The organism is Parahoeflea halophila (assembly GCF_900220985.1).
Lineage (GTDB): Bacteria > Pseudomonadota > Alphaproteobacteria > Rhizobiales > Rhizobiaceae > Hoeflea > Hoeflea halophila.
Genome location: NZ_OCPC01000005.1, coordinates 25139 through 47183 on the forward strand (window position 1 = coordinate 25139; position 22045 = coordinate 47183).

General features: G+C 58.8%; 18 protein-coding genes. 7 read left to right on the plus strand and 11 right to left on the minus strand.

Annotated elements, in window-relative coordinates; genetic code table 11:
* From nqrC to CRO46_RS15590, 3 genes are read right to left on the minus strand one after another with little or no spacing between them, the layout of a single operon-like run.
* On the minus strand, positions 1–801 hold the full coding sequence (nqrC, locus tag CRO46_RS15580; protein ID WP_097108733.1) for an NADH:ubiquinone reductase (Na(+)-transporting) subunit C: 801 nt from the start codon (positions 799–801) through the stop codon (positions 1–3).
* Positions 788–1573, minus strand: coding sequence for an RnfABCDGE type electron transport complex subunit D (locus tag CRO46_RS15585; RefSeq protein WP_097108734.1), 786 nt, complete (start codon positions 1571–1573; stop codon positions 788–790). The genes nqrC and CRO46_RS15585 overlap by 14 nt, the downstream gene beginning before the upstream one ends.
* A complete protein-coding gene (locus CRO46_RS15590; RefSeq protein ID WP_097108735.1) occupies positions 1570–2838 on the minus strand; it encodes a hypothetical protein in 1269 nt (422 codons plus the stop codon). Before CRO46_RS15590 ends, CRO46_RS15585 begins: the two co-directional genes overlap by 4 nt.
* A gap of 151 nt (positions 2839–2989) precedes the next feature.
* On the opposite strand from CRO46_RS15590, the gene CRO46_RS15595 reads away from it, so the two are divergent.
* Both CRO46_RS15595 and CRO46_RS15600 read left to right on the plus strand, forming a co-directional pair.
* Positions 2990–4096 (plus strand): polyheme membrane-associated cytochrome C, encoded by a 1107-nt coding sequence (locus CRO46_RS15595; protein ID WP_244577923.1) that lies wholly within the window; start codon positions 2990–2992, stop codon positions 4094–4096.
* Positions 4097–4133: 37 nt separating this feature from the next.
* Positions 4134–5312: a cation:proton antiporter gene (locus CRO46_RS15600; protein WP_097108736.1), complete on the plus strand. Its 1179-nt coding sequence runs from the start codon at positions 4134–4136 to the stop codon at positions 5310–5312.
* A 327-nt stretch (positions 5313–5639) separates the two neighbouring features.
* On the opposite strand, the gene CRO46_RS15605 is transcribed toward CRO46_RS15600, so the two are convergent.
* The 8 genes from CRO46_RS15605 to CRO46_RS15640 form a co-directional block, all read right to left on the minus strand.
* Positions 5640–6062, minus strand: a complete 423-nt coding sequence (locus CRO46_RS15605; protein ID WP_280176272.1) for a site-specific integrase — start codon at positions 6060–6062, stop codon at positions 5640–5642.
* A gap of 844 nt (positions 6063–6906) precedes the next feature.
* Positions 6907–10029 carry an efflux RND transporter permease subunit gene (locus CRO46_RS15610; protein ID WP_097108738.1) on the minus strand — a complete coding sequence of 1041 codons (3123 nt, stop codon included), beginning with the start codon at positions 10027–10029 and terminating at the stop codon, positions 6907–6909.
* Complete coding sequence (locus CRO46_RS15615) at positions 10026–11081, minus strand: efflux RND transporter periplasmic adaptor subunit (protein ID WP_210421533.1); 1056 nt, start codon at positions 11079–11081, stop codon at positions 10026–10028. The genes CRO46_RS15610 and CRO46_RS15615 overlap by 4 nt, the downstream gene beginning before the upstream one ends.
* A gap of 269 nt (positions 11082–11350) precedes the next feature.
* The gene (locus CRO46_RS15620) at positions 11351–11812 is read right to left on the minus strand and encodes a GbsR/MarR family transcriptional regulator (protein WP_097108740.1); all 462 of its coding nucleotides are present in this window, start codon (positions 11810–11812) and stop codon (positions 11351–11353) included.
* A gap of 376 nt (positions 11813–12188) precedes the next feature.
* The gene (locus tag CRO46_RS15625; protein ID WP_097108741.1) at positions 12189–12602 is read right to left on the minus strand and encodes a PaaI family thioesterase; all 414 of its coding nucleotides are present in this window, start codon (positions 12600–12602) and stop codon (positions 12189–12191) included.
* Entirely contained in the window at positions 12595–13407 is an 813-nt protein-coding gene (locus CRO46_RS15630; protein ID WP_143439059.1) for an IclR family transcriptional regulator, read from the minus strand. The genes CRO46_RS15625 and CRO46_RS15630 overlap by 8 nt, the downstream gene beginning before the upstream one ends.
* Positions 13404–14360, minus strand: a complete 957-nt coding sequence (locus CRO46_RS15635; protein WP_097108743.1) for a winged helix-turn-helix transcriptional regulator — start codon at positions 14358–14360, stop codon at positions 13404–13406. The genes CRO46_RS15630 and CRO46_RS15635 overlap by 4 nt, the downstream gene beginning before the upstream one ends.
* A gap of 96 nt (positions 14361–14456) precedes the next feature.
* Complete coding sequence (locus tag CRO46_RS15640) at positions 14457–15989, minus strand: carotenoid oxygenase family protein (protein WP_097108744.1); 1533 nt, start codon at positions 15987–15989, stop codon at positions 14457–14459.
* Between the two features lie 265 nt (positions 15990–16254).
* On the opposite strand from CRO46_RS15640, the gene CRO46_RS15645 reads away from it, so the two are divergent.
* The 5 genes from CRO46_RS15645 to CRO46_RS15665 all read left to right on the plus strand — a co-directional run bounded on the left by CRO46_RS15645 (position 16255) and on the right by CRO46_RS15665 (position 22034).
* Complete coding sequence (locus CRO46_RS15645; protein ID WP_097108745.1) at positions 16255–16971, plus strand: alpha/beta fold hydrolase; 717 nt, start codon at positions 16255–16257, stop codon at positions 16969–16971.
* Positions 16968–17927, plus strand: coding sequence for an NAD(P)H-dependent flavin oxidoreductase (locus CRO46_RS15650; RefSeq protein WP_097108746.1), 960 nt, complete (start codon positions 16968–16970; stop codon positions 17925–17927). Before CRO46_RS15645 ends, CRO46_RS15650 begins: the two co-directional genes overlap by 4 nt.
* Positions 17924–19615, plus strand: a complete 1692-nt coding sequence (locus tag CRO46_RS15655; RefSeq protein WP_097108747.1) for a class I adenylate-forming enzyme family protein — start codon at positions 17924–17926, stop codon at positions 19613–19615. Before CRO46_RS15650 ends, CRO46_RS15655 begins: the two co-directional genes overlap by 4 nt.
* Positions 19608–20846: an acetyl-CoA acetyltransferase gene (locus tag CRO46_RS15660; RefSeq protein WP_097108748.1), complete on the plus strand. Its 1239-nt coding sequence runs from the start codon at positions 19608–19610 to the stop codon at positions 20844–20846. The genes CRO46_RS15655 and CRO46_RS15660 overlap by 8 nt, the downstream gene beginning before the upstream one ends.
* Before the next feature lie 231 nt (positions 20847–21077).
* Positions 21078–22034, plus strand: a complete 957-nt coding sequence (locus CRO46_RS15665) for a TRAP transporter substrate-binding protein (RefSeq protein ID WP_179759087.1) — start codon at positions 21078–21080, stop codon at positions 22032–22034.
* Positions 22035–22045 lie beyond the last annotated feature (11 nt).

Sequence of the window (22045 nt, forward strand, 5' to 3'; positions counted from 1 at the left end):
TCAGCCCCCCTCCGCGCGCAATCGCTCGATGAACGGGCCGAATCCGTGGTCACCAAGCCAGTACCTGACCATGTTGGCAACGCCCTGACTGGTAACGGTAGCGCCTGAAATGCCGTCCACTTCGAAGCTCGTGCTGGCGCCGCCGCGAACCACGTCGATCATGATGGTACCGTCCGTGCCGGCAACCTGTTTGCCAACCCAGCTTGCCTGCCATTCGGGTGTTTCGATGCGCGCGCCAAGTCCTGCGGTTTCGGCCTGTTCGAGGATACGCAACGCCGCAACAGTGGTCAGGTCGCTTTCGAGCGCCATTACCGCGCTTATGACAGATTGGTAGCCACGACCCCGCATCGGGAGCACAACAAGCAGAAGTTCACCGTCCTTCTCCACGATGTTGACCGGTATCTGCGACGGGCGCGTTCGCAAACGGGCCAGATCCCGGTCGCCTGGAATTGTCGTTGCGATGTCTTCGCTTGACGCTGCCGCATCATAGTCGAAACCCGCTGTTTCGGCGCCCGGAACAAATTGCCCGGTTGAAAGGTCAACCATGCGCGTCTCCAGTCCATCTGCCCCGCTTTCGGCAATGATGTCGCGTAGGCCGGGAACGGCATCAACCATCGCGGCCATTCGCGCCTCACGCTCAGCCGCTAGGTTCGCCTCTTGAACCGGGCGCAAGTAGGCGGTCGCTCCCGATACGAGTAACGAGCAAGTAAGGGCTACGCTGATCGCTACGCCGAAGACTTTTGCCGGGTCGTCGTTTGAGCGGGCCAGAAAACCGGGCGATTGGTACTTACGCTCTTGCATCAATGCGCCTTCCGATTGTCAGGATTGCTTGATCCAGGAGCGGAACGAAGAGTGCTGTCAGCAGAACCGCGCGCACCAGTGTTGTGGTGGCGTCTGCGCCGCCTGCTCCCAGAAATGCGAATAGAACCGCCGCCAGCACGCCTTGCAGCACCTGGCCGCTGCGTGTCTGCGCGGATGCAAATGGATCGGCGAGCAGGAACACGCCACCAAACACGAGCACCCCCCAAGCGGTCGTGGTGGTGATCGTGTCCGACAAACCGGTCATTGCGATGCAGCCAAGTGCGAACGCGCCAAGCGCACGCCAAGGCAATACACCCGCCACTGCCAACGCCAGTACGGCGGGTGCCGTTGCTGCGGCATGCATATCAGTTAAGCTGGCCAACGCAGTACCTGGAAACGACACGACCACAAGCGCCGCGATCACCACGGCCGCATTCAGGAAACCGAAACCACGCCCACCGAAAATCATCTCCGACAGCGTGACCCCGAGCACTGTCATGGTTGCCGCCCGCCAAAGTGCGATCTCTGTTGGCAGCAGGATGGCGAGGATAAAAGCAGTCGTTACATTGTGTGCCGTAAGCGCCTGTTTGCGTATCAGACGGAACGTCATTTCCGTTGCGATGGCGCTTGTTGTCAATACGGCCAGCAAAGGCAGGACTGCAGTACCGGATTCCGAAACCGTCACTCCAAGCCCCGGTAGCAGCATCGCGGCTGTGACCAGGGTCGTGAACGCGAGGCCACGACCGGCGATCATAGTGCGCAGACTACTCATGATCGCGCCTCCGCAAGCTCATCAAGGGCGTGCCTGAGAAGAACGCCGTAATCCGCGCCGCTGGTGCAAACGCGCGACAGTTGCGCAACATCGGCTTCCAGCATTTTGTCGGCTCCGAGCGCCTCGACAGTCTCCAAATCATGAGCCGTCAGCGCACGCATCAGAGGCAGGGCCGGTTGGCCAAATGGCAGTGCGTCGATGAGAGCTCCGTAGGGTGTGATAGCATTGATGCGAAGATTGCCACGCCCACTTACATCAACATCACGCTTCGAAGTCAGCGTCACCACGTCGTCGAAGCGGTGAAGGTAGGCAGCAGGCACCCCACTGACCGGGTCACCTGAGAGAACGGTCATCGACCGTTTCGAACCGAAGTTGCTCTTTTTGCGCAAGCCAGTGGCGAGAGCCTTGAGGTCGGACCCGACCGGAACCGTGGCAACGGCGCGAGTTCCAGCGTTGTCACCGCCAATACCCACTTGACGACGCCACGATACAGTCCCTGTATTGACCAAGCGCCCGATGGCCAGTGTATCTTGCCAGTCGACCGTTAGGACCGGGTTGGTACCCGTCTGCGGCCGCAACGCATGAACGTGCGTGCCTGAAAGCGCAGAGCAGTAGGCTCCGCTGAACCGGGCGATACGCAGTTTGCGACCATTGTTGTTACAGAGGGGCTGAGCCGCCTGCTGACAAACGAACACGGCTTCCTCTGCCAAGAGCCCGATAGCATCCACGCCTGCGGCAAACCATCGAAACTCTTCCTGCAACATTTTTGCTGGATCCGGGCTGTTGCCTGATTTGCAGCATGCATTGATGAAGATTGCGGGTATCGGCTTGGGCGGATCCGGAACGAGACCGAACGGCCGGGTTTTGAAGGCGGTCCACAGGCCAGACGAAAGCAGCAACCTGACCAACGCTTCACGATCAGTTGGTGGCGCGTGATCGTACCGTCGCTTCTCGAAACATGAGGGTTCTGGCGCGTTGGCCTTGATCGCGATACGCTGTATGCTTCGCCTTGCCCCACGCTCGATCGCGGTGATCTCTCCGCTTGCAGGTGAAACCAGTGTGATGTTTGAGTTGTGTCGGTCGCACAATATCTGGTCACCGCATGCGATCCGGTCGCCTACGGCTACCACAGGCTTCCACTTCGGACCTCGAAAATTTTCGCCAAGTAACGCGAGCGCATTGATTTTCCGGTCCAACTCGACAAACGGCTGGTCGGGTTCGGGGGATGGTGCGGCAATACCGTTTCGGAACGTGAAGTTCTGCATCGTGGCGTGTTTCCGCTTCCTGACTACGATCTCAGTTTCGAAAGTCGCCACCAAGCTAGCGTCCGAACACCTAATGTCTTTGATTCAAGTCAATGCGCGATCCGCCAAAGTGCAATGTCATAGTAGCCGGGAAACAAAGGGAGTTACCGCCATGGTATTCAGATTTGTGTTCGCTGCCACGTTTGTTTTTGCGCTGGGGTTTTCTGCTCATACTGCGCTCGCCCAAGACCAGAATTCTCAAACGCTGGAAAGGCTTTCGCGCATTGTCGAAGCGTGGCGTCAGTCGCCACACGCAGACTTCGAATCTCAAGCCTTTACGCATTGGAACGATGAAGAGGCCCGCCAAGTACCTGGCTCATGTGCGGTTTGCCATTCGGGCATCGGATTCAATTCCTATGTCACGGGAGACATGTCGGTTGCCGGTATCCTCGATCACCCAACCCCACTTGGTAACACCGTCGACTGCGCCGCCTGCCATGGTGAAGGTGCGACGAACCTGACAGAAGTTCCTTTCCCTTCCGGTGTCCGTCTCGACGGATTTGAAACGTCCGCCGTGTGCGTCGTGTGCCACCAGGGGCGCGCGGCAGGAGTGACGGTGCAAAACGCAACCGCAGGCCTCGAAGACGACACCGTCTCCGAAGCGCTTTCCTTTATCAACGTTCACTATTCGCCTTCGGCAGGAACGCAGATGGGTTCAGTTGCCGGAACCGGCTATCAGTATGAAGGTAGGACCTACAAAGGTCAGTTTACACACGTTTCGGACTTTCAGCAGTGCACCGACTGCCACCGCCCGCACTCTTTGGCATCAGTTCCAATCGAGAACTGTACAGCGTGCCACCAAGGTGCTGAAGCGTTCTCCGACATCCGAATCTCTCCGGCTGATTTTGATGGAGACGGTGATGTGAGCGAGGGCATCGGAGAACCGATCAAGGAGATGCATGGACGGCTTTATGCTGCGATCCAATCCTACGCGCGTGACGTCGCCGGAACTGCCGTCATCTACGCAGATAGATATCCGCATTTCTTCATCGACACCGATGGTGACGGAGCGGCGACAGAGGGAGAAGTTGCCTTCCCCAACCGCTATGCTTCGTGGACACCGCGCTTGCTCAAAGCGGCGTACAACTATCAGTTCATCGCAAAAGACAAGGCTGCATACGCGCATAACCCGCACTACGCACTTCAGATCCTATACGACACGCTTGAGGACCTCAGCGGTTCGGTCGATGTCGATATGGCTAAGCCCACACGGCCGTAACGCCTGAAACCGCCGTGTGCTAGGGGACAGTTGGCTGATGGATGATTGGGTAATGCTTGTCGCTCTGGGCAGTATCCTCCTTTGCGGTCTTGCACTGGACGCTGTCGGACGCATCGTTCATGTGCCGAGGGTCACCCTACTGATGATTATGGGGGCGGTCGCCGGGCCGCCTCTTTTTGGCCGCATTCCAGAAGAACTCGTCGATAATTCAGGCGTCTTCAGCGATGTGGCGCTAACAATGGTGGCTTTTTTGCTGGGCGGATCGCTGCGTCCAGAAGACATGAAGAAGCACGGTCGAGAAATCTTCAGCTACTCGATATCCATTGTGATTGTATCAGCGGTGTTTGTGACTGTAGCCCTTTGGGCACTCGGTGCAGATCCGGCGCTTGCATTGCTGCTTGGTGCGATTTCGGTGGCGACAGCACCGGCAGCCACGATGGATGTCATCCGGCAATCGGGCAATACCGGTCACTTCGCAAAGACCATCAGGGGTATCGTTGCCATTGACGACGTTTGGGGCATTCTCCTCTTCAGCGCTTCTATGGTTATCGCAGGCGTGTTGATCGGGGTCGATTTCGGCGCGAGCATGGTAAACGGTTTGTGGGAGATCTTTGGCGCTATTCTGATAGGCATCAGCATCGGCTTTCCAGCGTCCTATCTGACTGGAAGGGTCAAGGCTGGCGAACCCACTCTCGTTGAAGCGGTAGGCGTAGTCGTTCTGTGCTGCGGGGTCGCGTCGGCTCTGGACGTTTCGTTCCTTTTGACTGGCATAACCTGTGGCGCCGTCATCGTGAACTTTGCCCTACATCATGAGCGCCCATTTCACGAGATTGAGCGGATCGAATGGCCATTCATGTTGCTGTTCTTCGTTTTGGCTGGTGCTTCGTTTGAAGCGGGCAATCTGTCAATGGTCTGGTCTACAGTGATTGGCTTCGTTGTATTCCGCGTTGCAGCTCGGTTCGTGGGTGGACTCATCGGTGCCGTCGCGATCGGCAAAACGGTGCACGAGGGATTGCTGACAGGCTTGGCGTTGAGCCCGCAGGCGGGTGTATCGATTGGCATGGCGTTGGTGGCAGCTGACCAATTCCCATCCCTTGCGGAACCTTTGATCGCAATCGTCATGATCACCACAATCATATTCGAGCTCGTGGGCCCATTTGGTACACAGTTCGCTTTGAGCCGACAGGTAACTACGGCTACCGGTGCCTCAGGCTGATCGCGCACTGATCGGATATCACAACGCAATGTCCGCATATTCGACACCGATCCTCGATGCAAACAATGCTCCAAGCCACACGGCTGACTTGTAGCAGCCGAGTACGCAGTTTGAATGGCAGCATTGGGCCGGAAGTGCCACAGTTCCGGTCACCGCAGAACGCCTGTTTTCCCGACTTCGTTCCAACAAGCTGCTGCCTGACAGGCTACGGACTCATTCTAGTCTTTTGTTTCGGACTCAACGAACGCTCGGTTGGGAGGCGGAGAGTTGATATTCCGACCAGGAAGGCAACGCGGAGTATCGAAATTCATTTCGATTACCACATGGCTAGTTTTTCAGTATGGCGGATATCTTGTCGCCCACCGCCTCTGCTGCTGCTCTTAACGGATCATCATGCAAATGCGCATATCGTTGGGTGGTAGCGCTATTTTTGTGACCAAGAAGAGCGCCTATGATTGGTAGACTAGCACCTCCAGACACGGCTATGCTCGCGAAACTGTGGCGTAAGTCATGCAGACGGACATCCTCCAAGCCGGCCATGTCTCGAATGATACGCCAGACCTTAAGGGTTCCCTCGTAGTAGCCGTCGCTGCGATGAGCCGGAAACACGAAAGGTGAACCCTCGAGCTTCGTTATAGCGTTCAAAATTTCCAGTGCACCTCCATTAAGGGGGATGGCCTTTTGACCAGTTTTGGAATCGGCAAGGCGGAGATACCCGCCCATGAAATCAACAGCATCCCAATGCCCCACCTACACATTGTGTATGGCATGTGTACGGAAACTATAGCGGATCAGCGTGTGCCAAAACACGTTCCGATTACTCTCAGGAAAATCGTTTTCTCAGTGGATTGGCCACCGTGCGGCATGCTCTGAGATGCCCCGTTTTGATTATGACCGACCTATATCTTTGGACACAACCATCTAGCCGCGCAATGCTTTTAGCCAGAGTAGAATACATTGAGAGGCTGGAATGGGATTTTGGACATTCGACCTGACGGACACCACTGTCCTGTATCGGGCGACGAAAGAGCCCTTGGCTCGACCGATGCAGACAACCGTTCACGGGCAATGGCATGGCAATCACTGATGATGATCGCAGGGCGATCTCGGGCGCTGGTCACCTTGCTATCGCGAGTGGATCACGAAAGGCCTGATTGCTTCACGACCCTGGAATACCTGCTCGGATGAGGCCCACTTCCAATGACCATCGAGGAATGCAAACTCTGCGCCCGGTGGCGGACATTCGTTGCTTTGGGCCAGTTTCGCGAAGGCATCCGCTCGTGCCTCCACGCGGAGACACTGATAGGACTTAGAGCGGGCGTCAGCTCTTCGCTTTACCCGAGTTCTCTACCAACTGTTTAGATTGCCAAACGTATCATCAAGCACTGCCATGCGAACCGATCCAGCGGCCACGGGTTCTTGTACAAAACTGACTTGAAGATTTCGAAGTCCCCGGAACTCGGGATTCAGGTTCCCGCCCTGAAACAAGTGGACCGGCAGGCCGTCTGCGACCAGGGCCTACCTTTAAGGCGGCACGGCTGCGAACGAACCAGGCTCCACCAGAAGTTCGGTCCCGATTGAACATCCTTCATCATCAAGCGACCTTCGGACGGACACCGGCTTCACGGCTTGCACGCTTCTCGCCGAGCATCAGCATGGCGGGGGTGACGACCAAGGTGAGCATAGTCGCGATGACCAACCCACCTGCTATGGCGGACGACAACTCGGTCCACCATTGCGTTGAAGGCGCGCCGTAGACAATCTCGCGGGTGAAGAAGTTGATGTTCAGGCCCAGCACCATGGGCATCAGACCAAGCGCGGTTGTCACCGATGTAAGCACGACGGGCCGCAGGCGCTGTGCGCCCGTCCTGAGGGCGGCTTCCATTGCCGACTGACCGTTGCGCTTCAAATCGTTGTAGGTGTCGATCAGCACGATGTTGTTGTTCACCACAATCCCGGCCAATGCGATTACGCCGATACCGCCCATGACTACGCCGAACGGGCGACCTGTCACGATCAGGCCCAGGAGGACGCCCGCGATAGAAAACACAATGGCGCTCAGAACAACAAAGGCGTGATAGAAATTGTTGAATTGTAGAACGAGGATCGTGAACATCAGGGAGATTGCCGCGATGAAGGCGCCGGCAAGAAAGACCATGCTTTCCTGTTGGTCCTGTGCCTCGCCTGCAAACGAATAACTGACGCCTTCGGGGAGGTCCGCGCTGCCAAGTTTTGTTTCCAGCGTCGTGATCTGATCGTTGACCAACACGCCGGGCGCAACGTTGGCCTCGATCGTGACCACCCGGCGTTCATCGACCCGGCGCACTATGCCAAGACGCTCTGTCGGTTCAAATGTCACAAAGTTCGAGATCGGGACCAATCCTGATGATGTCGGCACGCGCAGATTTCCCAGCTCGGACAGAGAACGTTCCTCGCGTGGAAAACGGACCCGGATATCGAGTGCGCCATCCGTGTCGTCCGGGCGGTAATCGGCAACGGTAATGCCTTGCGTCAGCAGCTGGATGGCTTGACCGAGAAGGCTCACATCCGCGCCGTACCGGGCTGCCTCTTCCCGATCCACGAGAATGGATACTTCGACACCGGGGAGAGGCCGCGTATCCGTCACATCGGTAAAGCCGCCCATCCGATCCATGATCGCCAGCACTTCCTCGACAGCAGCGGCTTGACGGTCAGGGTTCCTCGCCTGGATCTGAAGCTGCACCGGCTTGCCGGATGTCGGGCCGCCGCTCTCGGTTTGCACCTGCACGTCGATGCCCGCGATATCCGATACATCTGCGCGGATGCGCTCGCCAATCTTTGATGCCGTTTCACGGGTATCCCAATCCTTCAGATCGAGCTGAATGATCCCGATGGTTTCCTCGTCACCCTGACCGGCGCTCATGGTCGAGCGGGCATAGACGCTTTCAACCCCATCGTAGCCGATCAGGCGATTTTCCACTTCACGAACGAGCGCATCACGTTCCCAGATCGAGAAGTTGTCGCGGGCGCGAACCTGCACCTGCATGAATTCTGGCTCGACGGACGGGAAGAAGCTGATGCCCCGCCCGAACTCGGCATACAGAGCAAAGCCGCCCAACAGTAGGGAAACCGCCAACATGAGCGTGGCCGCTGGCCGCAGGATCGCCCAGTGCAACAGGCGCACATAGGCACCCGTCGCGCCGCCCATCTCTCGTGGATCGCCCAGCTCGGCAGAGTGCAGCGCGGCCTTGGCGTTCGCGGATTGCGGCTGCCGCTTCCCGATGACGCCCCCCACGACCGGGATGAAGATAAGCGCCATGAAAAGAGACGCAAAAAGGGTAAGGATCACAGTTGTCGGCAGAAACTTCATGAACTCGCCAACCAGGCCGGTCCAGAACAGAAGCGGAAAGAACACCGAAAGCGTTGTCGCCGTCGAGGCGATAATGGGCCAGGACATGCGCTTTGCGGCAAAGGCATAGGCCTCTTTTTTCGTGGCGCCATCCTGCAGGCGTCGGTCGGCCAACTCGACCGTAACAATCGCCCCGTCCACCAGCATCCCCACCACGAGGATCAGCGAAAACAGCACTACGATGTTCATCGTGTAGTCCATCGCCCATAGCGCAGTGACACCAGCAAGGAACGCCCCCGGAATGGCAAGACCAACCAGGATCGCGGACCGCAGACCAAGGGCGAACACGATGACTATCATCACGAGGATGACGGCGGCGATGACGTTCGCTTCCAGATCGGAAAGCAGCGTTTTGACCTGCTCGCTCTGATCCTGAAGATAAGTCACCTCCATGGTGTCGGGCCAATCGACCCGCAGCGCTTCGATCAAAGACTGAACTTCGGCCACTGTGTCGATGATGTTGGCGCCTGACCGTTTGGTAACTTCGAGCGACAGCGCAGGCTGGCCGTCGATCCGCGCAAAACTCGTCGGATCATCAAAAGTCCGGCGCACCGTAGCGACATCCGCAAAGGTCACGACGGCATCGCCGCGCACCTTGACTGGCATATCCATCACATCCTGAAGGTCTTCGATCAGTCCAGGCACCTTGAGGACAATACGGCCTCCGCCTGTGTCGATGGCTCCGGCTGCGATCAAGCGATTGTTCCGCTGAAGCTGCCCGATCAACTCGTCGAAGCTGAGGTTGTAGGTCTGGAACACAGTCGGATCGATCAGAACCTCAAGAAACTCCGTCCGCTGCCCGCCAATATCGATCTCCAGCACTCCGGCGATGCCCTCAAGCTGTTCCTTCACATCCTCGGCCAAGGCGTTCAGCGTGCGTTCCGGGACAGGGCCAGACATGACAACCGTGATGATGGGGAACAGGGCTGTGTTGATTTCGGTAATGTTCAGATCGCGTGCGTCTTCCGGCAAGTCGGACTGAACCCGGTCGGCCGCCTCTCGCACCTTCTCAAGTGCCTCGTCGATGTCGCCACCGGCGGTGAACTCCAACTGGACACTGGCGAAGCCTTCCGACGCTTCGCTCGACATCTTTTGAAGGCCCTCGATACCGCCGAACTCGGCTTCCATCGGCTCCAGCAAGAGCCGTTCCGCGTCGGCGGGACTGATCCCATCAAGTCCCGTCGAAACATAGACCAGAGGCAGCGGGACTTCGGGGTTTGCTTCCTTCGGTATTGAGACGTAGGCATAAGCTCCAACGCTCAGGATCATGACCAGCGCCATGATGACGACGCGGGTGCGCGAGAAGGCACCGTCAATGATCGCGTTCATTGGCTTGTTCCCTCAAGCAGCTCTTCCGCCACATCGGAGGTCGGTTCCGGCCGGGCCACGACAGTCTCTCCGTCGCGCACAAAACCTTGGCCGATTGTGATGATTTGGGCTTCATCGGGCAGACCCGTGACCCAGATGCCCTCGACTTCGGCCCGCACGACAGAGATGTCGTGGAACACAACTCGTCCATCCTCGACCGTTTTCACGCCCGTGACACCGTCAGGGCTGAGCGACACGACAGAAGGTGAAATGAAATGCGCCTGTTCTTCGCCGGTTGGTATGCTGATCTCGGCAGAAATGCCGGCCGGAATAATGCCGTTCTCGTTTGCGACCTCTATCTCAGCCAGAAACGTGCGGGTTTCGGCGGAAGCGGATGTTCCAACAAAGACGACACTGCCTTCTCGTTTTTCGCCGGTAATGAAGGACACCAATGCTGTCTGGCCGTTCTTGATCCGCCGAAGCGCCTGCTGAGGCACCTGAAGCGCGACTCTCAGCGGCTGGTTGTCAACGATCCGCCCCACTTCGCTTCCTGCGGAGATGAACTCGCCAGCGTCCAGTGACAACGTTTCGATTCTTCCGTTGAATGGAGCGACAATGTTGGTGCTTTCTACCGCTTCTTCCGCGGCTGTGACCGCAGCCTTGGCACCCGCGAGTGCCGCCTGCGCCTGAACCACGCGATCAGCCGTGGAGACACCGCGCTCGAGAAGAGTGGTTGCGTTGTCAAACTCTCGCTGCGCCCGGTCCCGCTCCTCAATCGCACGTTTCAAATCGGCCTCGACTCGGTTGGACGATAGACGCGCGATGATATCGCCCTCCTGAAGGTCCTGTCCCTTGCGGACTAGCACTTCGGCCACGTCGCCCGACGCTTCTGCCCGAATCACTGTGTCCCGGTCCGGCTGAGCCTGGCCTTCTGCCTGAAAAAACAAGGTGACGGTTTTGGCGATTGACGCGCGAACGGCCACGGCAACGGCTGCTGCTTCCTGCACCGCAACAGGCTCTGGCACATCCTCTTCAGACGGAATGACGAACCCGCTGCCCATCCAGCCGACCAAGGCTAGCAACAGCAGCGCAGCGATCCAGGTTGACCGTGATGCCCCCTTGTCGCTGTCGAATGTCAGTGTTTTTCGTTCACCCGAAACCCGGTTGTCTTTGGAAGACGACTGAAGGTTCGTTGAGGTCGTATTGTCTGCATCGCTCGATGCGGTTGCATCCTTGTCAGCTTCTTCCGTCTTCTCCTCCTTCTCGGAATCGGGACTGTCGGACGCAGGCAGGACATCATCATTGAGCGTGGATTCGTTCTTAGTGTCGGACATTGATCGTCTCACCCTTTCTTGTCATCAACAGTCGAGAGCGCATGTTGCAGACCCCCGCCGAGTGTTTTGTAAAAATCGCTGTATGATCTGAGACGATCACGGGTTGCCCCGGCCTCAATGGATAGCTCGGAAAGGCTTGCCTCGATTTCCTGCTCCGCGCGCTTGATCCGTTTCAGGGCTCCTTCGAGCAGACCCGTAAAGGGCTGGTCTGCTATCTGAAAAAAGTCCTGACGCTCACCCGGTACGCCGACGCGCTTGATCACTCCCCGGTCCTCCAGAAGCCGCACGCTTGAACTGATACTGCCCCGGCTCACCTGAAGTTCTGTGGCAAGGGCACCAAATGAAATCGGCTCTCCGTCGAACATCAGCAGGCCAAAGACGCGGCCTGCGATCTTTGGAAGTCCTTCGCCTTGTGCGATCTGGCCAACCTTTTCGACAAAGTCTGAGCGGATCCTATGTGTATTTGCCAAAGTGGTTCTCCAGTGCGGGCTGGAGACGGCAATTAGCGGACGGAAGGTAATTATCAAGTCAATTCAGTATAAACTGAACACTTTTGCGTGAGCCGATGCACCCAACTGGGCGTCAACTCTCAAGCTCTAATATCCGGACGTTGAAACGCTTTGCCCATGTGACGGTGGAAGTCGACCTCTGCTCCCGCCGTGCTGATGGCGGTGTGGAGAGCTTCCTCAACCTGCTCAAGCGGGAACGGATATGGCGTCGAACCTATATGACGGATGCAGCCACCGGCGAGTTCAAACTGCAGCACAAAAATAAATACCGAAGGCGCCTAGAAATCTCGGGTCTATTCAGGTCGGTGGCGCCGAGTACGGAACAATTGACTTCGTGTTATCCGGCAAGAAGGCGAAACGTACCTGACGCGCGGGCGAGGACGAGGCCGGTGTCGTCTTCGACATGACCTTCGGAAAAGTAGACGGTCTTGCCGCCGCCGACGCGCCGCCCTTCGGCAATCAGCCTCTGGCCCTTTGGCGCGGCAAGATAACTTATATTGAGGTTCAGTGTCACCGCCCTGTGAAAATCGTTCGGCAGGCCCTTGTAGACCCCGGCGGCACCCAGAGCAGAATCAAGCAGGCAGCAATGAACTCCGCCATGTGGCACCATCGCCCGGTTCATGTGCTGGGGACCGAGGTCGAGTTCCATACGCGCATAGCCCTTCCGGAACTCGGTCTTGCGGAACCCGATGAGATCCTGGAACCCGTAGGCAGTGACAAAGGATTGGGTGGTCTCCGGGTGATCAGTCATCGTCCATCGGCCTCAAGCTCAGGGTGTGGGCTGCACGCAGCAGACGCTGTGCACGGGTTTCCATCAGCTCCTCGGCGCTGTTCAGGAACGCAACTCCCCCGACATTGAGGGCAAAGACGCGGTCCCCCTCCAGCGGTACGATGGGCGCTGCAATTCCGTTGATTTCCTTGCGCCACTCGCTGAACGAGGTGCAAAAGCCATAAGCCTGGTAATCCGCCCTTGCACGCGCCAACCCATGAGCCAACCGGTCCCGCTCCTCGTCAGAGGTGGCACGATCATAGGCCCGGCGCAGCAAGTCTTCCTGCCTGGTCTCGGAGAGCCCCATCAGAAGCGCCCGGCCGACAGAGGTGGAAAACAGCGGCACCTGCGCTCCGAGATAAAACGCGGTGAGAATGGCAGAGGGCGCGCGATGGGTCACCAGATAGACCGCCAATAGGTCATGGCGTTCTGCAATGGCCGCAGCCACATTGGGATTGTCGCCGGCACACAGGTCCCTCAACTCAACTTCGGCGCGGTCTTTCAGATCAGTCGAGGCCAGCGCCCCGAATCCCAGACGCAATACACCAGGGCCAAGCCTGTAAAGCCCGGCCGGCTCGGACTGGACCAGATAGCCGAGCTTGCAAAGCGTGTATGTCATTCGCGTCACGGTAGCCTTGGGCAGCCCGGTGCGCTCGACGAACGCGTGGTTCGACAGCTCTGTCTCGTTCTTCCTGAAACAGCGCAGCAGCCCCAGCCCGCGCGCAAGCGCGGTAACAAATTTCGGGTCGGCGGGGTCGGTCTCCGAACCGTCCGGATCGCCGGTCACGAGATCCCCTCCTCTTCTCCGTCGCCTTGCCGCGGCCTGACATAGACGTTCTCGCGGCTGATCCAGCCACCGCAATGGTCGCAGCAGAAGCGACCGTGCACGAGTTCACCGCAGGAATGAACACGCACCTCCGGCGGCGGTTGACCACCATTGCACCAGCGGTCCCCCCAGTCGGAAATGCTCATCAGCAAGGGATAGAATTTCTCTGCCTTCGGCAGGACCGAATAGGTCAGCTTACGGCCTTCACTGCGCTCCTCGACCAACCCCAGAAGGCGCAGCTTTTCCAAGCGTCCACGGGCGACCGACATGCCCAGATCAAGGCCATCTGCAATCGCTCCGAGATGTGAGGGCGATCGAAAAAGCATGTAGAGGATCTCATTGCAGACAATGTCGCCGACAAGAGACGCCGCCACCATATTGTCCGCGCCACCGTCCCCGGCTGCGGTAACGGCTGCATCATTGCGACGCGCAAGCCTGTCGCGCGGATCGAACTGCAGTGGATGGGTATGCTCAACCGAAACACTGCCGCTCGTGATCTCGTCCCGGCAGTGCATGCAGCAATAGCGGGCGCTGAGACGCTGTCCACAGCTGCGGTGAACGATCTCGAACGGCAGGACACTGACATCGCTCGGATTGGCCTCGTGCCAGAGCCAGATTGAATACATCGCATCCTGCAGATCAAAAGCCTTGGCCGTCAGCGCGTATTCGAGCGTTGTGTGGGTCGGGCTGACCTGCCGGCGATACATCATCTGCTCATGGCATAGATGCGTCAGCCGCAATGAGAGGGTCTGCTTGGGTATGTTGAGCTTCTTCTGAAATCCGCTGAAACGGCGCTCACCATTGAAGGCCTCCTTCAGGATGAGCATGGTCCAAGGATCGCCGAGGATGCGCAAGGCCCGGCGCAGCGAGGTTGTCGGCGGCCCTGCGACGGTATCGCGGTTGATCTGATTCACGCCCCCACCTTCCGCAACCCGGCCAGTCGCATGCTGCGTAGTTCCTCGACCGGACGTGCAATCCCGATCCGGTCCGGAATTGTCATCCGGATTCTGTCATACGTCCCAGATCTCGGATCCGTCCACCCATGTCGTGTGGAATCCTATGCTGATCCGCCGGGGAATTTTCACCCGCGCAATCGGCGCGCTGATATCGGCGGCATCGAAAATCAGGCAATAGGAGGTCCAGTCATTGCTGTCGGTGGTAAATATCACCGGATAGGCCCTGGTTTCATCACCTGATTTGCCCTGACCATGGGCGGCCGCCACAGGCGCCTCCGAACCATAGACGCCGTCGCCGTAATCATAGCGCTGCGTCGCACCGGTTTCGAGATCATAGCGCAGCAGGCCATTGAATGTCTGGCAGCGTCCTTCGAGACTGCCCTCTTTCGGGACAGGAATGATCTGGTTGAAGCTGTAGCGGGTTTTTCGTCCGGTCATGTGCGAATTGATCGTCGGAAACTCGGTGTTGGTCTCGTCGATCAGGCCTTCGCGTGTCTCTCCGGTCTTCACGTTGAATGACCAGCGGTACATGACGTGGCTGCGGCGGCGATAGGCCATCATGGATGCCAGATGATGGTCACGCGCGTCCTTTTGCGGCATTGGATCTTCCTGCCGGCAGCCGAGCATGTGCACCCAGTCGCCTTCCTCCCACGAATTCGAGATGTGCAGGATGTAGCAGGCTTCGGCTTCAAACCATTGCACCTTGTCACTGCGTCCGAAACGATCGATCAGGCCGAACCGCGCCGGCTGATCCCGGTGGAAACCCATGACTCGCCTGTTGTGGTTCTTGAGAATGTCGACATCGTGATAAAACGGCAGATCGTGCAGGATGGCATAGTTTTCCGTCAGGCCCATGTCATGCGGGGACCGGGGGCCCTTGAGGTCGATGTCGATGTCGAACTTCAGGCGACCCTGCGCATCGGCCATGCCGTAGCTCATATAGGGCGGCTCGTCCTGATAATTGAAGAAGAAGAGCTCACCGGTGTTCGGATCGGTCTTGGAATGCGCAGACAGGCTGTGGCTGAGACCGCCACCCAGGGTTTCGCGGCCCCTTGTCTCCAGGGTCAGCGGGTCGACCTTGTAGGGGTCGCCTGCCATGTGCCACAGGGACAGAAGATTGCCGTTGTAGAAGATGACATCGGTGTTGGAGACGTCCTTGATGGGCGAACCAGGCAGACGGAAGTCATAGGGGCCGGCAATGCCGGGCCAGATTGCCATGCCGGCCTTGTCTTCCACGATGAAAGCACCGTTGCGCAGATATCGCTGGCGAAACGTCGCCCTGCCGTCACGAAAATAGATCGCCCGGAGCTGCGCGTCCCCGTCATAGTAGTGATACTTGCTGTTGACCGGCTCGAAACGCTGCGACGGACCGTTCATCACATAGGCGCCGCAGAGATCTGAGGGAATCTCGCCTTCGACCTCAAGATCTTCGGCGTCGTATTCTACGTCGGTTGGTGCAAATGCGCCGTGCAGATACGGGTGGTCATAGCGCTTGATCCACTCCGGAGCGTCAGGCGGCGGCGTCCCGTCGGGCGCGACCATCCTCACATTGGCGGCGGTTACCATCAGTGGCGTGTCATGCGACATCACAACGATCCTTATTAACATTACTAGACCAAATTCTACCGAATCCAGCCGCTTGTCAAGTTACACCTCTCTCTGGAGACAATCTGCGCAGCGCGTGACTAGCCTCCTCACCAATAGTTGGCGCGCCACAACCACATCCAGAGGCCCCAGCCGCGCTTCAAAAATCCAAAATGTTTCGTCAGATGAAACAGTGTACTGTTTTACGAAAACCCCCGTTGACCAGCATGTTCATTTGGTCTAGCAATTTTATCAACGGGAGGAATTGATGATGACGCGCCTTGTGTGTCTGCCGGGATTGCTTTGCACAGCGGAGGTTTTTGCCGACGTTTTGCCGGGGGTCTACGCGCCGGCGGACGTCGTCAATCTCCCCGACTCCAACGACTTCCACACAATAGCTTCAGACATTGCCGCCGCGCTGCCGGATCGCGCAATCCTTGTCGGCATGTCGATGGGCAGCTATCTCTGCCTCGAAATCGCCAGACATCAGCCGCAACGGGTTGCCGGTCTGGTGCTGATTGGTTGCACGGCAAAAGCCGACAGCGAAGACGCAGCGGCCATGCGAGGCAAGGTGGTCAAATGGGCGCGGCGCGAAGGGCTTGACGCACTTTCCGACACAATCTGCGCAGGCATGCTTGCTCCGGCGAACCGAGGCAAGGCTCGACTACGCCAGAAGGTTGCGCAGATGGCGCATGCGCAAGGACTGGAGATCTTTGCGCGCCATCAGGCAGCCCTTGCCGGTCGCCCCGACAATTCCGCCGCGCTCGCGGAAATCACCTGCCCCGCACTGGTTATGACCGGAGCGGAGGATACCGTGACGCCGCCGCATGCGGGGCTTGCCGTGGCCGAAGGTCTGGCCCACGGCAGATTCATGGAAATCGAAAACGCCGGACACCTGGCCGTGCTTGAACAGCCCGGCTTTGTTGCGGCACAGCTGAATGCCTTCATGGGCCAGGACATGAAGAAAGAGACCCAGGCAGAATGACCATTCGTGATCAGCTTTCCAGTTTGCGCATGCCGATCTTTGCGGCCCCGATGTTTCTCGTCTCATCGCCGGAACTCGTCATTGCCTGCTGCCGTGCGGGGGTTGTCGGAAGCTTTCCGGCCCCCAATCTGCGCACCAGCGCAGAACTCGGTGACTGGATGCAGACCATCCGGGACGGAGTAGCAGGGCCAGCTGCGAACGCCTGGCCGATAGCCCCCTGGGCGGTCAATCTCGTAACCCATTCGACGTCGCCGCGGCTTGACTCCGATCTCGAGCAGGTTACCGAGCACCAGCCGCCCATCGTCATCACAGCACTTGGCAGTCCGAAACCGGTCATCCCTGTCGTCCACGGCTACGGCGGACTGGTGTTTGCCGATGTCACCTCGGTCGAACTGGCACGCAAGGCTGTGGATGCCGGGGTAGACGGCCTCGTTCTCGTCTGCTCGGGCGCCGGCGGGCATACCGGAGAGCTGAGCCCACTGGTCTTTGTCGAGCGCGTTCGGCAGTTTTTCAACGGCTACATCGCCCTGGCGGGCGCGATCAATACGGGTGACGCAGTGCTGGCCTCGCAGGTGCTGGGAGCCGATTTCGGTTATGTCGGCACGGCTTTCATCCCCGCAACCGAAAGCCTGGCATCGGATGAGTACCAGCAGATGCTGACGGAATGCGGCCCCACCGACCTGATGGTCACGAAAGCCTTCACCGGTGCCCGTGCAAGCATGCTGATACCGTCGATCGTCAAACAGGGGCTTGATCCGGCAGAACTCGAATTCAAGGTCGCAAAGATGAACTTCACCGGGCGGCAGGATGAAAAGGTCAAGCCTTGGACAGGCATCTGGGGCGCAGGTCAGGGACTTGGACGCATTGAGCGTATTGAACCTGCCGCCGCCATCATCGACCGGCTCGCCTCGGAATATATGGCTGCCAAAACACGCGTGGCGGGGCTTTGCACATGAGCCTGTTTGTTCCCGATTACAGCGAGCGTTTCCGTGCATCCGGCCATTGGGGCGATACCACCATCCCCGGCATGTTCCGCGATACCTGCGCGCGCGCGTCCGGGCGCCTTGGACTGGTCGATCCGCCTGATCGCGCAGAGGTGTTCGAGGGCACGCCCAGGCGGCTGACCTATGGCGAGATGCTAATCGAGGTCGACCGATACGCCGCCCTTCTGCAAAGCCATGGGCTCGGACCGGGTTCACTGGTGGCCACCCAGCTTCCCAACATCTCCGAACTGATCCTCCTGTACCTCGCCATATCGCAGATCGGTGCGGTGCTGAGCCCGGTCTCGGTCGCCTATCGCGGCGCGGAACTGCATGCGATGAGCAAGATTGCACAATTCGACGCCTATATCTCGGTTGGCCGGATGCGCGGAAAGCCCTACTACGCCGAACGGCTCGATGCGCTTCCATCGACGGCCAAGCTGCTCGGCATCGGCTCGGAGCTGCCGCCTGAAGTCACGCGCATCGACACTGCTCACGCGCCGGGGAAGCCCGAGCCGGTCGAACTCGCCGCAGACAAGCTTTTCGCTGTCTTCTGGACCTCTGGCACCGAAGGCCTTCCCAAGGCGGTGCCCAAAACCCACAACAACATGATGGCGAGCTCGCTCGGCGCGTGGCGCATCCTTGGTCTGCCAGACGGCGCGAACATTCTTTCCCCCTTCCCCTTCGTGAACGCAGCGGCGATGGGCGGGTTGATGATGTGCTGGATGCGGACCGCCGGGGCAATGATATTGCACCACCCCTTCGACGTGACGATTTTCATCGAGCAACTCAAGACCGAGGAGATCGCCTACACGATGGTCGCGCCGACGGTGCTGGTTTACCTGCGCGAGAAGGCAGCCGACCCCGAACTGCATCCAGCCCTGCACCGCTTGCGGGCGATCGGAACAGGCTCCGCGCCGCCGGACCCGGAAGTCTTTGCTTTCTTCGACGCAAAATTCGACATACCCGTGCTCAATTTTTTCGGCTCCAACGAAGGCGCCCAGTTGTGCTCTTCTCCGGCGCAGGTCGTTGATCCGCGCAAGCGCGCCAGCTTCTTTCCCCGTGACGGGGACGAATGCTGGACAGACCGGCCGGACGGCCGGACAGCCAATGGCGGAACATTCAGGATTGTCGACCCGGCAACCGGAACCCCGCTGACGACGCCAGGCAGCATCGGCGAGATGCATATTCGCGGTCCTGCACTGATGCCGGGTTACTTTGACCGCGGTGGGGTTCGCCACGACAGAATTGACGCCGAAGGCTTCTTCGCCACCGGAGATCTGTTCGAAATTTCCGAATGCGGCACCCTCATCCGTTTCCACGGAAGGTCGCGTGAGCTGATCGTTCGCGGCGGCATGAAGATTTCACCAGTCGAGCTGGACGGGCTGCTTTCGGCTTTGCCACGCGTACGCGAAGTCGCCGTTGCAGCCTACCCCGATGCCAAGATGGGCGAGAAGGTCTGCCTGTTTGCAGCCTTGGAAGAAGGCGCGTCCCTCGACCTCGAGACGGTGCAACGCTTCTGCAACGACAAGCAGATGGCTAAGTTCAAATGGCCGGAGCGCCTGATCCTTGTCGAGGCCTTGCCACGCACGCCGCTTGCCAAGCTCGACCGCAAGACACTCACCAGACAACTGGCCGAAGAAGGGAACGCTGTTCATGCCTGATCCTGTTTACATCCTCGGCGGCGCACAGACCGACTTCGCCCGCAACTGGCACCGGGAGGGACTGGGCATCGACGCCATGATGGCTGAGAGCCTGATGGAAGGTCTCGAGGCCACCAGCCTTGAAGCCCGGGACATCCAGAGCGTCCATGTCACCAATTTCACCGCCGAACTGTTCTGCAATCAGGGGCAACTGGGCGGCATGGTGGCTTCCCTGCACCCGGATCTGTCCGGGGTACCGACAAGCCGCCACGAAGCCGCCTGCGCCTCGGGGTCGATGGGCATTCTGGCCGCCGGAGCCGAAATCGAGGCGGGGCGCTACGACCTGGTCTGCGTGCTGGGCGTCGAGTACATGCGCAATGTGCCCGGCCGGCGGGCCGCCGAATACCTGGGGGCAGCCGCATGGGCCGGCCGGGAATGGACCGATGCCCAGTATGTCTGGCCGGCGGCATTCGCGGATCTGATCACCGCCTACTCGGAGAAGTACGGATATGTGAATTACCACCACCTCGGTGAGATTGCCCGGATCAACTATGCCAACGGCAAGCGCAACCGCTTTGCACAGACCCGCAACTGGCAGTTCTCCGATCAGAGCTTCACGGAGGATGATGAAGCCAATCCTGTGATCGAGGGCCGTGTGCGCCGGAACGACTGCGGACAGGTTACCGATGGAGCCGCCGTTATCTTCCTGGCGTCAGAGGCCCGTGCGCACGACTATGCAAAGACCCGCGGCCTGAAACTGTCGGATCTGGCCCGGATCGACGGCTGGGGGCATCGCACGGCGCCGATGCTTCTGAGCGAAAAACTGCAGGAAAGCCGCAACAGCCGTTTCGTTCTTCCCCAGGTTCACCAAGCCATTCGCGAGTGCTTTGACCGGGCGGGCATTGCCGATGCCTATCAGCTTGACGCGATCGAGACCCACGACTGTTTTGCAATGACGGAATATGCGGCCATCGACTGTTTCGGAATTACGGAGCCCGGCGAAGCCTGGAAGGCCGTGGAAGAAGGCGTGATTGCCGCCGACGGCAGGTTGCCGGTCAACCCTTCCGGAGGGCTGATCGGGCTTGGCCACCCGGTCGGTGCTACCGGTGTGCGCATGATGCTCGACGGATACCGGCAGGTGACGGGTCGCGCAGATGAATGCCAGGTGGCAGACGCGAGACGGGTCGGCCTGCTGAACATTGGCGGTTCGACCACCACAATCGCTTCCTTTGTCGTCGGACGCGGCGAATGACCTTCCCGACCTACGCCATCAACGAAAGACATGGCCATGCCAGGCCAGGCGGCCGCAATCTCAAATGCACCTGCATCGGAAGGTCTAGGAGCAATGAAGCACGACTGACTGAATGACGCTGCAGGCCATGCTTCCCGGGAGGAGAAGCGGGTTTGGCAGAACCAAAATCAATCAACCAGGGAGGAAACCATGTTGAACAGAGTTATCACAAACCTATTGGCAGGAGCTGTCGTGGCTCTTGGTGCAACCGCGACGCAGGCAAAGGATCTCGCATTCTCGGTATTCGTACCAGCGGCGTCGCCCACCGTTTCCAAGGTCTACCAGCCGTGGATCGACTGGTTCAACGAAAAGGCTGCGCCCCACGATGTTTCGATCAAGCTCTACGCCGGCGGCACTCTGGGCAGAAGCCCGCTGGCCCAGGCGCAGATGGTTGCCGACGGTGTGGCCGACATGGCATTGACCGTCCCATCCTATACGCCAGGGGTCTATCCGGATTTCGACATGTTCGAACTTCCAGGCTTCATCGGCAATGTCAAGGAAGGTTCCCTTGCAGCGCTCGAACTTCATCAGGAAGGCAAGCTGAGCGGTTACGAGGACTATTACGTCGTCGCGATCTACACCTCGGACACCTACATGCTGCACTCCAAACCCGAGATCAGATCTTTCGACGACATTGCCGGCAAGCGTTTCCGTGTCGCCGGACAGATCCAGACTGCGGTGATTGAAGCCCTTGGCGGAGTTCCGCAGAATGCCTCCGCCGGAGAGATGGCGGAAGCAATTGACCGCGGGCTGCTTGACGGTGCGCTGACAGACCCCTCGGTTGCCCGGACCTTCCGGGTTTCGGACGTGGCGACAAACCATTACGCCGCCAAGCTGGGTGTGCTGGTGTTTACCATCGTGATGAATCGCGGCGTCTATGAGGATCTGCCGGCAGAGGTCAATGAACTGCTGGCGCAAAGCGGCAAGATCATCGCGGACAACCAGATCGAATCCTACGCACCTGCGGTTGCCCGCAATCTGGAGCAATGGGAAGCCAGCGACGAACACAGTGTTGTCTACCCCTCAAAAGAAGATCGTGCGCGTATCGATGAAGCTGTTGCGCCGGTCATCGACCAGGTTTCCGCTGCGGCCACACCCGGACTGCTGGAGACGTTCAAAGGCAAGCTTGAGGACATCCGCACGCGCTAAGGCGCTTACCA